16 protein-coding genes are annotated in these 14,787 nt (G+C 36.1%); 1 reads left to right on the forward strand and 15 read right to left on the reverse strand.

The window, feature by feature from the left end; translation table 11 throughout:
* Positions 1 to 61 precede the first annotated feature (61 nt).
* Positions 62 to 1,012: a 4-hydroxy-3-methylbut-2-enyl diphosphate reductase gene (locus tag ABH955_RS10455; RefSeq protein ID WP_002015175.1), complete on the forward strand. Its 951-nt coding sequence runs from the start codon at positions 62 to 64 to the stop codon at positions 1,010 to 1,012.
* A 40-nt stretch (positions 1,013 to 1,052) separates the two neighbouring features.
* Here ABH955_RS10455 and ABH955_RS10460 read toward each other — a convergent pair whose 3' ends face one another.
* From ABH955_RS10460 to ABH955_RS10530, 15 genes are all read right to left on the reverse strand, one after another.
* Positions 1,053 to 2,174: a Nif3-like dinuclear metal center hexameric protein gene (locus tag ABH955_RS10460; RefSeq protein WP_002190694.1), complete on the reverse strand. Its 1,122-nt coding sequence runs from the start codon at positions 2,172 to 2,174 to the stop codon at positions 1,053 to 1,055.
* On the reverse strand, positions 2,171 to 2,878 hold the full coding sequence (locus ABH955_RS10465; RefSeq protein WP_404491099.1) for a tRNA (adenine(22)-N(1))-methyltransferase: 708 nt from the start codon (positions 2,876 to 2,878) through the stop codon (positions 2,171 to 2,173). The genes ABH955_RS10460 and ABH955_RS10465 overlap by 4 nt, the downstream gene beginning before the upstream one ends.
* Before the next feature lie 166 nt (positions 2,879 to 3,044).
* Complete coding sequence (gene cccA / locus ABH955_RS10470; protein WP_002015178.1) at positions 3,045 to 3,401, reverse strand: cytochrome c550; 357 nt, start codon at positions 3,399 to 3,401, stop codon at positions 3,045 to 3,047.
* A gap of 385 nt (positions 3,402 to 3,786) precedes the next feature.
* On the reverse strand, positions 3,787 to 4,914 hold the full coding sequence (gene rpoD, locus ABH955_RS10475; RefSeq protein WP_000764062.1) for an RNA polymerase sigma factor RpoD: 1,128 nt from the start codon (positions 4,912 to 4,914) through the stop codon (positions 3,787 to 3,789).
* A 59-nt stretch (positions 4,915 to 4,973) separates the two neighbouring features.
* Entirely contained in the window at positions 4,974 to 6,776 is a 1,803-nt protein-coding gene (dnaG, locus tag ABH955_RS10480; protein ID WP_002015179.1) for a DNA primase, read from the reverse strand.
* Positions 6,777 to 6,857: 81 nt separating this feature from the next.
* On the reverse strand, positions 6,858 to 7,001 hold the full coding sequence (locus ABH955_RS10485; RefSeq protein ID WP_162836445.1) for a hypothetical protein: 144 nt from the start codon (positions 6,999 to 7,001) through the stop codon (positions 6,858 to 6,860).
* A gap of 664 nt (positions 7,002 to 7,665) precedes the next feature.
* Complete coding sequence (locus ABH955_RS10490) at positions 7,666 to 8,478, reverse strand: pyruvate, water dikinase regulatory protein (protein ID WP_002015180.1); 813 nt, start codon at positions 8,476 to 8,478, stop codon at positions 7,666 to 7,668.
* A gap of 29 nt (positions 8,479 to 8,507) precedes the next feature.
* Positions 8,508 to 9,140 carry a transcriptional regulator CcpN gene (gene ccpN, locus ABH955_RS10495; protein ID WP_002015181.1) on the reverse strand — a complete coding sequence of 211 codons (633 nt, stop codon included), beginning with the start codon at positions 9,138 to 9,140 and terminating at the stop codon, positions 8,508 to 8,510.
* A gap of 106 nt (positions 9,141 to 9,246) precedes the next feature.
* On the reverse strand, positions 9,247 to 9,993 hold the full coding sequence (recO, locus tag ABH955_RS10500; protein ID WP_002129136.1) for a DNA repair protein RecO: 747 nt from the start codon (positions 9,991 to 9,993) through the stop codon (positions 9,247 to 9,249).
* Between the two features lie 33 nt (positions 9,994 to 10,026).
* The gene (locus tag ABH955_RS10505) at positions 10,027 to 10,170 is read right to left on the reverse strand and encodes a YqzL family protein (protein WP_000883924.1); all 144 of its coding nucleotides are present in this window, start codon (positions 10,168 to 10,170) and stop codon (positions 10,027 to 10,029) included.
* 176 nt (positions 10,171 to 10,346) lie between these two features.
* Positions 10,347 to 11,252: a GTPase Era gene (gene era / locus ABH955_RS10510; RefSeq protein WP_002088672.1), complete on the reverse strand. Its 906-nt coding sequence runs from the start codon at positions 11,250 to 11,252 to the stop codon at positions 10,347 to 10,349.
* Positions 11,245 to 11,643 carry a cytidine deaminase gene (locus ABH955_RS10515; protein WP_113935594.1) on the reverse strand — a complete coding sequence of 133 codons (399 nt, stop codon included), beginning with the start codon at positions 11,641 to 11,643 and terminating at the stop codon, positions 11,245 to 11,247. Before ABH955_RS10515 ends, era begins: the two co-directional genes overlap by 8 nt.
* 99 nt (positions 11,644 to 11,742) lie before the next feature.
* Positions 11,743 to 12,096 carry a diacylglycerol kinase family protein gene (locus ABH955_RS10520; protein ID WP_002143170.1) on the reverse strand — a complete coding sequence of 118 codons (354 nt, stop codon included), beginning with the start codon at positions 12,094 to 12,096 and terminating at the stop codon, positions 11,743 to 11,745.
* Positions 12,093 to 12,563, reverse strand: coding sequence for an rRNA maturation RNase YbeY (gene ybeY, locus ABH955_RS10525; protein ID WP_002088675.1), 471 nt, complete (start codon positions 12,561 to 12,563; stop codon positions 12,093 to 12,095). The genes ABH955_RS10520 and ybeY overlap by 4 nt, the downstream gene beginning before the upstream one ends.
* Positions 12,560 to 14,704, reverse strand: a complete 2,145-nt coding sequence (locus ABH955_RS10530) for an HD family phosphohydrolase (RefSeq protein ID WP_002015188.1) — start codon at positions 14,702 to 14,704, stop codon at positions 12,560 to 12,562. The genes ybeY and ABH955_RS10530 overlap by 4 nt, the downstream gene beginning before the upstream one ends.
* Positions 14,705 to 14,787: the final 83 nt, after the last annotated feature.

Genomic DNA, 14,787 nt, shown 5'->3' on the forward strand with positions numbered 1-14,787 from the left:
TTTATAATGTAATGGACTATGCACAAAAGTATCCCTTGTTTAGAAGGAGAGGATTACTCACATGAAGATTGTTAAAATTTCCCCTCGTGGTTATTGCTATGGTGTTGTTGACGCAATGGTTATTGCACGTAACGCCGCATTAGATAAATCATTACCGAGACCCATTTATATTTTAGGTATGATTGTTCACAATAAGCATGTCACAGATGCTTTCGAAGAGGATGGCATCATTACATTAGACGGTCCAAGTCGATTAGAAATTTTAGATAAAATCGATTCTGGTACTGTTATTTTCACTGCACACGGTGTTTCTCCAGAAGTTAAACAACGTGCAAAAGAAAAAGGTTTAACGACAATTGATGCAACTTGTCCAGATGTTACAAAAACACATGACCTTATCGAAGCAAAGAAAGCTGAAGGATACCATGTCATTTATATCGGCAAAAAAAATCATCCAGAACCAGAAGGCGCAGTTGGTATCGCACCTGATATCGTTCATCTTATCGAAAAAGCTGATGATTTAAAAACACTAGAAATTCCAACGGATAAAATTTTAGTTACGAATCAAACAACAATGAGTCAATGGGATGTTCAACATTTAATGGAGGACATTCAGAAAAAATTCCCAACAGCAGAATTCCACAAGGAAATTTGTTTAGCAACTCAAGTTCGCCAAGAAGCTGTCGCTAAACAAGCTGATGTTGCAGATTTAACAATTGTTGTCGGTGATCCGAAAAGTAACAACTCAAACCGTTTAGCACAAGTATCACAAGAAATCGCTGGTACGACAGCATACCGCGTTGCAGACGTAAGTGAAATCCAATTAGAATGGCTACAAGGTGTAGAAAACGTAGCTGTTACAGCAGGTGCTTCTACTCCAACGCCAATTACAAAAGAAGTTATTGCTTTCTTAGATCAATATGACCCAATGAATCCAGCTACATGGGACAGAATTCGAAAAGTACCACTTCAAAAGATACTACCTCGTGTAAAAGTGAAAAAAGAACAATAATAAAAACCGTTGCCTACATGAGCAACGGTTTTTATTTTTCTTATACAAATGTGAATGGATCTGTATGTAACTGCGAAGCGTGAATGTGTACATTGAATTTCTTCACATCTACTTTTTCTTGCAATTGTTTTTGTACACCTTGCTTCATTACTTTTTCAACGTTATGTCCTGGATCGACTATATTTAAACCAATCATCATCGCATCGTGAGCAACATGATAATACATATCACCTGTTACATATACATCTGCTCCTTTAAATTTCGCTTGGTTTATATATTTATTACCGTCACCACCAAGTACAGCTACTTTACGCACCTTATCATCTAACTTTCCAACAACTCTTGCACCCTTTACATGTAATGATTGTTTCACATGTAAAGCAAACTGCTCAAGCGTCATTTCTTCTTGTAAATACCCTATTTTACCAAGACCTAATGTTTCACCTTTATTATCAAGCGGATATACATCATATGCCACTTCTTCATATGGATGGGCTGCCAACATCGCTTTAATAACTTTTCTTTGTAATGAAGCTGGAATAATCGTTTCGACACGTATCTCTTCCACACGTTCTAACTGCCCAGTTTCTCCGATATAAGGATTTGTACCTTCTTGAGGGATAAACGTACCTACCCCTTCGCTACCGAACGTACAGTGGCTATAATTACCGATATGACCTGCATCCGCATCTCCAAGAGCTTTGCGCACTTCTTCTGCATGGGTTACTGGAACAAATACAACAATTTTTTTCATTTCTTCTGCATATGTAGGAGCTAATACTTCTGTATTTTGTAACCCTAACGCATCAGCAAGTAAATCATTTACCCCGCCCTTAGCAATATCTACATTTGTATGTGCGGCATAAACCGCAATATCATTTTTAATACACATTTCAATAATTCTTCCGTACGCCTTATCTGTATGAATCGCTTTTAATGGATTAAAGATTAAAGGATGGTGCGCTATAATGATATTCGCTCCTAATTGGATCGCCTCGTCCACAACTTCCTCAGTTACATCTAACGCGATTAATACGTGCTGGACAGGTTTATTAAGCGCTCCAATCTGTAAGCCAATCTTATCCCCTTCCATCGCTAAATGCTTCGGATACATACCTTCAAACAAAGAAATAATTTCATGACCATTCGGAATTTTACTCATGATAAAACCTCTCCTATCATTTTCATTTTCGCTTCTACTTCTGCACGCTTCGCTTTCTTCTCTTCAGACTCTGCTGCACGTTCTAACTGTTTTAAAATATTTTGGAAGTTTTTCAATTCCCCTTCCCACTTTTCAACAAAAGCTTCACTTTTTTCTTTTATTAAAAATGGACCCATAAACAATTCAGCTTGTTTATTTTCAGAGTAAGGTACTGCTGTATCTCCTCGCTCTCCGACTAAAATCTCGTAAATCTTTCCGTCTTCTATTACAATTTTCTCACAGATAAGCTCCCATCCATTTTCAATAAACCATTCACGGATATGGTGTGCTGCAATATTCGGCTGTAAGATTAAACGTGTTACACCTTCTAATTTTTCTTTACCACTTTCTAAAATGTCACGAATTAACGCTCCACCCATACCAGCAATCGTAATAACATCTACTTCTCCTGGCACTATAACAGCTAATCCATTCCCTTTACGAACGTCTACTTTATCTTGTAAGCCACTTTCAGCTACAGTTGCTTGTGCAGAGCGAAACGGTCCATCTACAACCTCTCCTGCAACTGCTTTCGTAGCAATATTATTTATAATTGTATAACACGGTAAATACGCATGATCCGATCCAATATCAGCTACTGTAGAGCCTACCGGAATCTCCCTCACAACTTCTTCTAATCGTTTCGAAAGCTTTACTTCATTCATGTATTTCCATTACTCCTTCTCTTCTCAGTCTGTCTCCATGATAATGAATTTATAGTAGTTGTTGCAAGTCCATAACAATACTTCAATTCTCTATTACTAATCGTATTTTAGATAGTATAGAAAAACAAGCCTTTTGCAAAAAGCAAAAGACTTGTTTTTCTATACTTTATTTTTTCTTCGATAACCAATCAGCTACTTTCGTTGCTTGATCAGCTGGAATTAAATTAGCTGGCATATTTCCTTTTCCTTTTGACAGAACTTCTTTAATTTCATCTTTTGAAAGTTTCCCACCAATTTTTTGTAAATTAGGGCCTACCGCTCCTTGTAACTGATCACCATGACAGCTCGTACAGCTTTGCTTTACAATATCCTCTGGCTTTGATGCTGTTTGTGCTGGTTTCCCACCATTTTTTGCATCAGCTAACTCTTTAGATTTATTTAGCCCCTGAAATGAAAATACAAACATAACGATAATACCTAATGCTGCAATAAGAGCGAACGGAATCAACGGATTACGTTTCATATCTCTTCTCCCCCCTCTACACCGCTAAATAGTTAGATGATTCAGTCATTTATATTGTACTTGAAAACGCCCTATCAGAAAAGAGCAAACTACTACTTGTTAAAAATATTCCGTAAATTCATTTTATTGATTTTCACTATTATATCGCATATTATTTCGATAATTACTAACGTTTCTCATCATATTTTTTACTTTTCTACATATTATTTTGTATATAATAAACAAAATAAATCGAAAAATCGAAAAATGAGCATTTGCAAATCAAAAGACAATTCTGTAAAATAAATTACAAGAAATTGTAATCGTTGCCGATAGCTAAATTTTAACAAAAATTAACAAAATAAAAAAGTTTACTTCACAAAAGTGAAGTAAACTTAAAGGTAGCCTATTCTAAGAAATCCTTAAGACGCTTACTACGGCTTGGATGTCTTAATTTGCGAAGTGCTTTCGCTTCAATTTGACGAATACGTTCTCTCGTTACGCCGAATACTTTCCCAACTTCTTCAAGCGTACGAGTTCGTCCATCATCTAAACCAAAACGAAGACGCAGAACATTTTCTTCACGATCTGTTAGTGTATCTAACACATCTTCTAATTGTTCTTTTAGCAATTCATACGCTGCATGGTCCGCAGGCGATGTTGCTTCTTGGTCTTCGATAAAGTCACCTAAATGGGAGTCGTCTTCTTCACCAATTGGTGTTTCAAGAGAAACTGGCTCCTGTGCAATCTTTAAGATTTCGCGTACTTTTTCTGGAGCAAGATCCATTTCTTCACCAATCTCTTCAGGAGATGGTTCGCGTCCTAAATCTTGTAATAATTGACGTTGTACACGGATTAACTTATTAATTGTTTCAACCATATGAACTGGAATACGAATTGTTCGCGCTTGGTCTGCAATCGCACGTGTAATAGCTTGGCGAATCCACCAAGTTGCATACGTACTAAATTTAAAACCTTTACGGTAGTCGAACTTTTCAACTGCCTTAATTAGACCCATATTTCCTTCTTGGATTAAGTCTAAGAAAAGCATACCACGGCCCACGTAGCGCTTTGCAATACTTACTACAAGACGTAAGTTTGCTTCTGCAAGACGGCGTTTTGCTTCTTCATCGCCTTCTTCAATACGTGTCGCAAGTCGAATTTCTTCTTCAGCAGATAGTAAGTCTACACGACCAATTTCTTTTAAGTACATACGAACAGGGTCATTGATTTTCACACCTGGCGGCACACTTAAATCATTAAGGTCAAATTCTTCTTCCGTTTTTGTAATTTGACGATTATTAGGACCTTCGTCGTTGTCATTGTCACCAACTAAGTCAATCCCTTGTTCACCTAAATATTCATAGTATTCATCCATTTGATCGGATTCAATTTCAAATCCATTCATGCGTTCTGCAATCTCTTCATATGTAAGAACGCCACGTTTTTTTCCGAGCTCAGTGAGTTGTTCTTTCACTTGCTCAAGGGTCATTTCAGTTTCAATTTGTTTAGAACGAGCTGGTTTATCAGCCATCTGTTCCCCTCCTTACGCGAGATACAAACATTCATTATACTAAAACTTTATCGAAAAAGCTATTTTCTTGCTTTTTGACTTTGTAAATATGCCACATAATATTTAGCAGCCTCTACAGGATCTGTTTTTTCCATTTGTTTTACTTTAAAGATAATTTCCATCTTTTCAAGTTTTTCTTTATGGCGTCTTAGCGCCTCCAAATGACCTTGTAACGCTTCTTCTGTGTACTCTGGATTAATAAATTCATCCGTCGAAATATCAGTAATAATATTTTTCAACTTTTCATCAGAGAGCCAACTTAAAAATGTTCCGACTGAAGGTTCATTTCCCTTTTCATAATATGCGTATAGTTCATATAAAATCCCTTTATGTTCTTCTGTATAAAAATCTTCTATATGAGGTTCCATACGCACTGTCACTTCTGCACTTTGCAACATATGGTAAATAATTTCTCTTTCTGCCCTTTCAAAACCTGTTAATTTCGGTTTCGTTTGAACAATTTGAGATGGCTTAGAAACCTGCTTTATTTGTTTTTGCTGTACCTTTTGTTCTTTGCGATATTGGTGCAATTGATTCAAAAGTGTTTCCATTGAATACGAAAATTCTTGCGATAATGATTTTAAATATGATTCCGCCTGCATCGCATCCTGTAGCAATGATAACTCTTTTAAAACACTTTTTACATATTCTTCTTTGCCAGACTCATCTTGCAAATTTTTCCCTAAACGCAAATAATTTATTTTGAAACCAACAAAACTTATACTTGATTTCACAAGATTTTCAAAAGCGGTTGTCCCATATTGTTGCACATATTCATCAGGGTCAAGCTTATCTGGCAAGGATGTAACTTTTACTTGGCAACCAACTTGCAATAGTAATTGCCCTGCTTTCATCGTCGCTTCTCGCCCTGCTTTATCACCATCATAGCAAAGAACAACAGTTTCAACGTTACGTCGCAGAAGTTTCGCTTGTTCTTCAGTTAAAGCTGTTCCCATTGTCGCAACAGCTTCTTCCACACCACTTTTCACCGCGGCTAGTACATCGGCATAACCTTCAAAAAGGACAACCTGCCCACGTTTTCTAATAAACGGCCTTGCTTGGTGGAAATTATACAACAGCTTACTTTTGTAAAAAATCGGTGTTTCAGGACTATTCAAATATTTCGGAGTGTCATCTCCTAATGCCCTTCCACTAAACGCTATCACCTTACCTTGTAAAGTATAAATCGGAAACATAACTCTTCCGCGGAAGCGGTCATAATGACTGCCATCCTTCTCACTTCTTACAAGAAGGCCAGCCTGTTCCATACTAGATAGCGACAAACCTCTTTTTTGTAAAATTTTCGTCGCTGCATCCCAAGCTTGTGATGCATAACCAATTTCAAATTTCTCAATCATCTCTTTTGTAATACCACGTTTTAATAAATATGAAAGTGCTTCATTTCCTTCTTCTGTATTTACTAATAAATGATGATAATACTTTTTCAAAAGTTCATGAGCCTGTTGCATGATGACAGTGTCATCAGATATGTCTTCTTGTTGTTGTTGTCCTTGCCCTGATGTATATTCTGCAACTGCAATTCCATTTCTTTCGCCAAGCTTTTGAACAGCCTCTGTGAAAGCAAGTCCTTCCATTTTCATAAGAAAAGAAAATACATTTCCACCTTCTCCACATCCGAAACAATGAAAAATTTGCTTATCAGATGAAACAGAGAATGAAGGAGAATTCTCACCATGAAATGGACAAAGACCGAAATAGTTACGCCCCTGCTTTCTAAGTTGAACATACTCACCAATCACTTCTACAATATCGGATGATGTCCGAATCTGTTCAACAACTTCTTCAGGAATTCTGTTCCCCATAACTCCATCTCCGTGTCGTATTTTGTATTCGATATAAATTAAAAGATTCCTTTATAATTCGACAATATTTTTCTAAATTTGTTAGAAAGTACTGTCGATCACATTGTGTAAACGATTTTGGACCTTTCGTATAAGTCCCCAGTCTGCGTAAATTCGCAGATACATACTACTATATAAAATTGTATACATTTGCTCATCTGTTACAAATGTATCTCCTGGAGACAATACATATACTCCTTTTTCACAAGAAGACTAGCAAGAAGCACTATAGCCTGTATGATCATGAGATCTGTAGCTTTTGCATGTTAATAAATATAACAGTCAACTTCATCTTGCTCAGAATCTACATAGACCCAATTACCTTGCTGTTTTCTTGAACGATGAGCATAGGATACGACAAACAAAATTTCGACATAAAATTTTGTTCCAACTTGCACAATTGCATTCTTCACGGGATACGCATCTGCATCAAATAATATCTTATCTGATGTTTTGCATATTGCTGTATTCTACATCCCTTCTGTGAATCCTTCCATAATGTGCGTTTTCTTGTCTAGATTTTGTCGATTTAACGTAAAGACATGTCTTTTTCGAAAATCCTATCCCTAGTTTATTCTGAAAAATTAAAGTCTAAACGTAAAATATAGGTTTTTATCACAATTTTTTATTATAATATATTTTCTTCAACTACGCTACATATCCCTTTAATTTTCATCTTACACTTAAAGATAACGAAATCGTTCCTTTAGCATAATTAAAAAACAGAAGAATATAAGTATAACCATTCCGCTATATTCTATTACTAAGCCGAAAGTTCATGCTCTACTTCGCATCTTCCTCTAACGCCTTCTCACGAGCGAAAAAAGCACATTCACCTTTGGTAAATGTGCTAAAACATTTTTTGGTTTTGCACTGCATTCACAATAATATTTGCTGTTTCTTCAATTGCCTTATTTGATACATCAATCACTTGACAATTTATTTTACTAATTACTTCCTCAAAATGATCAATTTCTTCTTGAATACGATTAATATTTGCATATGTTGCTCCATCACTTAATCCAAGTGATTTCAATCGTTCTTTTCGAATATGATTTAACTTATCTGGTATAATTTTCAAACCGAAACATTTCTCTTTTGCCACTTGATATAATTCCTCAGGCGGATCCACTTCCGGTACAAGTGGTACATTAGCAACTTTCAAACGTTTGTTATGCGCTAAATATTGTGAAAGTGGTGTTTTTGATGTACGTGAAATTCCAATCAACACGATATCAGCTTTTAAAATACCACGTGCATCTCTACCATCATCATACTTAACTGCAAATTCAATCGCTTCAATTTTTTTAAAGTACTCTTCATCTAATCTTCGAACGACACCTGGCTCATACCTTGGTACTTGCCCTGTAATTTCTTCAATTTGATCGATAAGAGGTCCGATAATATCGTATGCCTCTACTCCTTCTTTTGCCGCTTCTGTCAATAAATATTGACGCATATCAGGCTTTACTAACGTAAAACAAATAAGCGCTTGATTGCTCTTGGCAATCGAGATTACTTCTTTTAATGTCCCTGTATCTTCTACATACGGTACACGCCTAATATCAGGAGCGAATGGGAACTGTCCCATTGCCGCTCTAACAACCAAATCAGCCGTTTCTCCTACAGAGTCAGATACGACATATACGATTTTATTATCCATTACATTACCTCACTTTAAACAAATTACACTTATTCGTTATTTACTAAATTTACAAACGCACGTGTAATATTTGTTTTTGTAATTCGTCCAATCACTTCTAAACCTTGTTTCGTATCCTTCACAACCGGCATCGCATCAATCTGTCTTTCTATTAATTCCATCGCAATATCATATAAAGAATCCTCCCTGCGACACATCGCAATGTTTGGCATCCTTGTCATGATAATATTAACCGGAAGAGAGGTTAAATCCTGCTTTCCTAAGCTAGCTCGTAATAAATCTTTACGAGATACAACGCCAACTAATAAAGTAGCTTGATCTACAACAAATAATGTACCAACGTCCTCTAGAAACATAGTACAGATTGCATCGTATACTGATACATTTTTATCAATTACAGCCGGTCTAGATTGATAATCTTGCACTTTAATTTTCTTAACAGCTTCAGATAATAGCTGTCCCCCGGTTTTACCCGTATAAAAATAACCTACACGTGGACGCGCTTCTAAATAACCAGCCATCGTTAAAATTGCTAAGTCTGGTCTTAGCGTTGCACGTGTTAAACCCAATTGCCCAGCAATTGACTCCCCTGTAATAGGACCGTGATCTTTTACAATCTGAATGATATGCTCTTGCCGTTTATTCAGCTCTATGATAATCACCACCTTTAATGCACAACGAAAAAAGTTATACTATCTCTTAAATATTATATACTAAATATGCTATTCGAAAAAGAAAGTATGTAAAAAGGACCGTATACGGCCCTTTTTATATTTGAAACTTATCAAGTTGTTCCAAGAAACGCCTTGTTTTCAAATAAATCCCACAATATTCGTCATAATATGTATTCAATACTGTGCGCATTTGTTTTTTTGTACTATCCTTCACCGATACATTACCGAGCCGGTGTAAATCAAAGTGAAAAAAGAGACGTAATAATTTATGAACAGCCTCTCCCACCGGAATACGATACGGATCTTGCTCCGCATGACGCGAGCACAGAAAACCGCCTTCCCGGACAGAGAAGGCGACAAAATCTGTTTCTTGATGACAAATAGCACATGTATCAAAGTACGGGCGCATCCCTAATACCGGAAGCATTTTCGTTTGATAAATTAATGATAATACTTCTGGATCAACACCCTCACACATATAATGCAACGTTTGATATAACATTTCAAATAAATACGGATTATGCTTCTTATCTTCTGTTGCTTTATCGGTTAATTCAATAATAAATGATGCATAAGCAGTTAAAAATATATCCTCACGAATTTCTTTCATAGATGAAATAATCTCGCCTTGTTGCAAAGTTCCAAGTCCAGATCCCATTTGAATAAGAAAATGACCATGTGTCATAAGTTGCGAAATAGCTGCTAACCGACTCTTCGGCTTTTTCGCCCCTCTTGCCATTGCACTTACCTTACCAAATTCCCGTGAGTATATTGTAACAATCTTATTTGTTTCTCCGTAATCAGTCGTACGGATAACAATGCCCTCAACTTTTTGAAACATGTTCGTCACCATCCAAGGTTTGAACAAAACGGGTCAAGAAATTGGAGAGTCTAGATGCGCTAACTCCTCTTCATGTTGATCCATCTCATCGTTTACGTCTTTTTCCATTTCTTTCAAAAGCAAATACGTTTCAATGCTTCCTGTTTTGGAGAAAAACTTCCAGGTAAAATCTAGCATAAGAATCCACCTTTCTCAATAAGCGTAGCCTATAAACCAATTTCTTTTGTTGTTATTAAGTTGACCCATTTTGTTCATTTTCATGTGAGAAAAATTTTTCCTAATTTATCAAGGTTCATAAAAACCAATAATCAGCGGATGAACAAAACATCCACTGATCACAACTTTACTTCATATTAATACTCGTCTTCACGGAAACCAAGGTCACGAAGCTGTGACATCTTATTACGCCAATCTTTTTGCACTTTCACCCATACTTCTAAAAATACTTTAGAACCAAGAAGTGCTTCAATGTCAAAACGAGCTCTCTTACCGACTTCTTTTAACATCTTCCCTTGCTTACCTATAATAATTCCTTTTTGTGATGCACGTTCAACAACAATCGTTGCGTTTATATAAACCGCTCCGCCCTCACGCTTTTGAATTGCATCAATAACAACCGCTACAGAATGCGGTACTTCTTCACGTGTTAAATGTAATACTTTTTCACGAATAAGCTCTGAAATAATAAATCGCTCTGGATGATCCGTTACTTGATTATCCGGGTAATATTGCGGTCCTTCTGGTAAATACTTTTTAATTGCTCCGATTAACGCTTCAACGTTATTACCGTCCAATGCAGAAATTGGCACAATCTCCGCGAACTCATATAATTTACGATATTGATCAATCAACTCCAGCAATTGCTCTGGATGAAGTTGGTCAATTTTATTAATTACCAAAAATACCGGTTGTTTCGTTTCTTGTAATTTCTCAATAATAAATTCCTCACCACGACCATATCCTTCAGTTGCATTGACCATAAACAAAACAATATCAACTTCTTTTAATGTCGTTTGAGCCATCTTCACCATGAAATCGCCTAGTTTATGTTTAGGTTTATGTATTCCTGGTGTATCAATGAAAACTACTTGTGAATCATTTTCTGTATATACACCTTGAATTTTATTACGAGTTGTTTGTGGCTTATCGCTCATAATGGCAATTTTTTGGCCAATAATACGATTTAAAAATGTAGATTTCCCAACATTCGGTCTGCCAATAATAGAGACAAAACCTGATTTATAACCTTTTCTATTCATGTAAATCCTCCGCTAAAAATGCTCCTGGTAACAATTCTCCGACTGTTGTCTCTTGAACATCACCATGTAAGTTTGATAGGTATACTTTCGTATCCTGTTTACATAATTCTATCATAACTTGTCGACATGCTCCACAAGGAGGTACTGGACGCTTTGTATCCGCTACGACTGCAATAGCTACAAACTCGTTATCCCCTTCAGAAATTGCCTTAAATAACGCTGTTCTTTCTGCACAGTTACATAAACCATATGATGCATTTTCAACATTACATCCACGATATATTTTTCCATCCTGAGTTAGTAAAGCTGCACCTACTTGAAATTTAGAATATGGTACGTACGCTCGTTTACGCGCTTCGGTTGCTTCTTGAATTAATTGTTCGCTATTCATATTCCCGCATCCTTTCCGTTCATAGATGTGAATAGATACACTCTTTCATTAAAGGCCTTCACGGCGCTCCCAAAGCTTAATAAAAGCTTCGGAATGCAACTATACCATATACGGTAAAAAGATAATAGCACCAATTACAGCAGCTATAATTGCAAATAATAAAACTGCCCCTGCTGCAACATCCTTTGCAATTTTCGCAACCGGATGAATATCGACGGTTGCTAAGTCTACTGTTTTTTCAATAGCCGTATTCACCATCTCTAAACTCATTACAATCCCTATCACAATAAGTACGACAATCCATTCCATTGTTGTAATATGGAAATAAAAGCCGCAGCATATAACGATGACTGCGGCTAAATAATGAATTTTCATATTTCGTTCATGACGAAGACAAAAGTATATACCAGCTATAGCATATCCAAAACTATCTAAAAGTTTTCCTGTTTTCATCGTCCTAATCCAAAGGCCTCTAAAATTTCTTTTTGTCTTCCAAACATTTCTTTCTCATCTTCTTCTGTCATATGATCATAACCAAGCAAATGCAAAAAGCCATGTAGTGCTAAAAACCCAAGTTCCCGATCAAAAGAATGTCCATATTCTTCAGCTTGTTCTTTTGCTCTCGGAATAGAAATAATAAGATCTCCTAACATACGCGGCATCTCTGCACCGACAATTTCCATTTCGCCTTCTCCCATTTCTTCCATAGCAAAAGAAATAACGTCCGTAGGCTGATCCTTATCTCGGTAATCACGGTTTATTTCACGAATACGTTCATTATCTACAAATGTAACCGATAATTCTGCGCCTTCTTCTATGTTCTCCATTTGGGCTGCTTTCTCTACTAAACCTCGAATCAAACTTATATATTCGTCTTTCACTTCTTCTGTTTCATCAATAAAATCAATTAATAAACTCATTCTTTCTCCTTTTCTTCCGGCGGTTCCGGATATGTAATACGGGAATGGAAAATACCATTTAACGTTTCACATAACGTTTTTCCAACGATTTGTAGTTCCTTAAATGTCAAATCACATTCACTAAATTGACCATCTTGCAGGCGATCTTTAATAATACTTTGCACTAAATTATTAATCTGATCTGGTGTTGGATGGTTCATCGAACGTACCGCCGCTTCCACACTATCAGCAATACCAACGATCGCCGACTCTTTAGAAGTTGCTTTTGATCCTGGATAGCGGAACATTTCCTCCGTATATTTCTCTTTATCTTCTTTAATCGCATTATAATAAAAATATTTAAGTAACGTTGTACCATGATGCTGTCCAGCAATATCGATAATTTCTTGAGGTATATGGTGTTCTTCTAACATTCTCACCCCATCGGTTACATGAGCAATTATAATATCTTTGCTCGTTACAGGGTCTAATCTATCATGCGGGTTTTCAATACCCATTTGGTTTTCAATAAAAAACTGTGGTTGTACCGTTTTCCCTACATCATGATAATACGCCCCTACACGCGCTAATACTCCATTTGCTCCAACTGCTTCACAAGCAGCTTCTGAGAGATTAGCTACCATTACACTATGGTGATATGTACCTGGTGCTTCTAATAAAATTTTACGCAAAAGCGGGTGATTCGGACTTGAAAGTTCCATCAATTTCATACTCGATACAATCCCAAGACCACTTTCTAAATACGGTAAAATCCCCATAGCTAGAACAGAAGAGATAATACCCGAAACAGCAGCCATTAATAATTGCACCCCAATTTCAAGAGGCGAAAAATTCCCGTTACGTAATAATAGCAAAGCCGCTAATACGACTACATTTAATACAGAAACGAGTATACCAGCTTGTAAAATCATCGTACGACGATTTTTTTCTCTCAAGAAAATACTAACTGATAATGAACTTAATAAAACATAAATCCCCACACTATAATTCAGTGTACTCGTTACACCTTCATTAAACATAATACTTCCGCATACAGAAAAGATCATACTCGTTAAAAATACAAATCGATCACCAATCATTAATTTTACAAGTATTGTTCCCATTGCAACTGGAACAACATACGCGATTCCTGCATACTCAAGCTTTTGAAACAAACTAATGATTTTCATTAAAACAATCGTGATAGACAAAATTGTAATATACGCTAAGACATACGGCCTATCTTCTCTTTTCCGCTGTAAAAACACTTCAAACTGCTTATGCATAAAGTACAATAGCACACCAATGAGTACCGCTAACCCAACATAGGGTTGAAAACTGTTCCCTTTTTCTAACAGGCCAACTAATTTCAACTGATTGTACATATCACTTGAAATCGTTTCACCTTCTCTAACAAGGACTTGCCCTTGAAGAATATAAACAGGTGGAACTAAATCTTCTTCCGCTTTTCTCTTCTCTTTTGTTAAGGTCGGATCATAAAAATAGTTTGCAGAAATCGCATATTTCCCTAACGCCTTAATAGATTCCTTTAAACCATTATCAACATTAACACTATTCATCTCACTTACATATCGTTCCTTCGCATCCTTCAATTCATCCATTTTAACATGCTCAGTCATGATACTATTAATAGCTGTAACTGTTGCATCTTTCGCTAATACTAATTGGTTCGAATCCGCATTAATTAAGTTTAGTAAGTTTGAATCAGATAATTCTTTCGTTAAATCAGTAGGCAATTTTTTTTTCAACTTGTCCACTTTTTCAGCATCAGTAATCTTTTTTTGCTCATCCGGTCCAACCGCTTTAATCTCTTGTATCACTTCATCTACTTTAGCAAAGACGTCATTCACAATATCCACTTTATTTTGTTTATACTCACTTTTATATGTATATTGATCTTCAACTTTTGTAGCGGCTTCTTTTTTCTTTTTGTCCGTTGTAACTTTATCTTCAATTTTAATAGGAGAATGGATTGTTTTTTTCGCAATAGAATATGTTGTAACATCTAATTGCTCTGGTTTTACATTATTCATAAGTGCAAAAAACAGCACTGCCCCTAATAAAACGTAAGAAATCCAACTTAGTTTTTTCGAATGTTGTAAATTACGAAACCACTTAGAAATTTCTTGAGATCTTGACATGATTTCAATACCTTCTCCTCTCCAGAAATAAAGTGAAACTATTTATAGCTTTCATTTCTTCTAGGTAACGATACTTTTTGGAC

Origin of the sequence: Bacillus sp. RC240, from assembly GCF_044907945.1 — a bacterium.
Classification (GTDB): Bacteria; Bacillota; Bacilli; order Bacillales; family Bacillaceae_G; genus Bacillus_A; species Bacillus_A mycoides.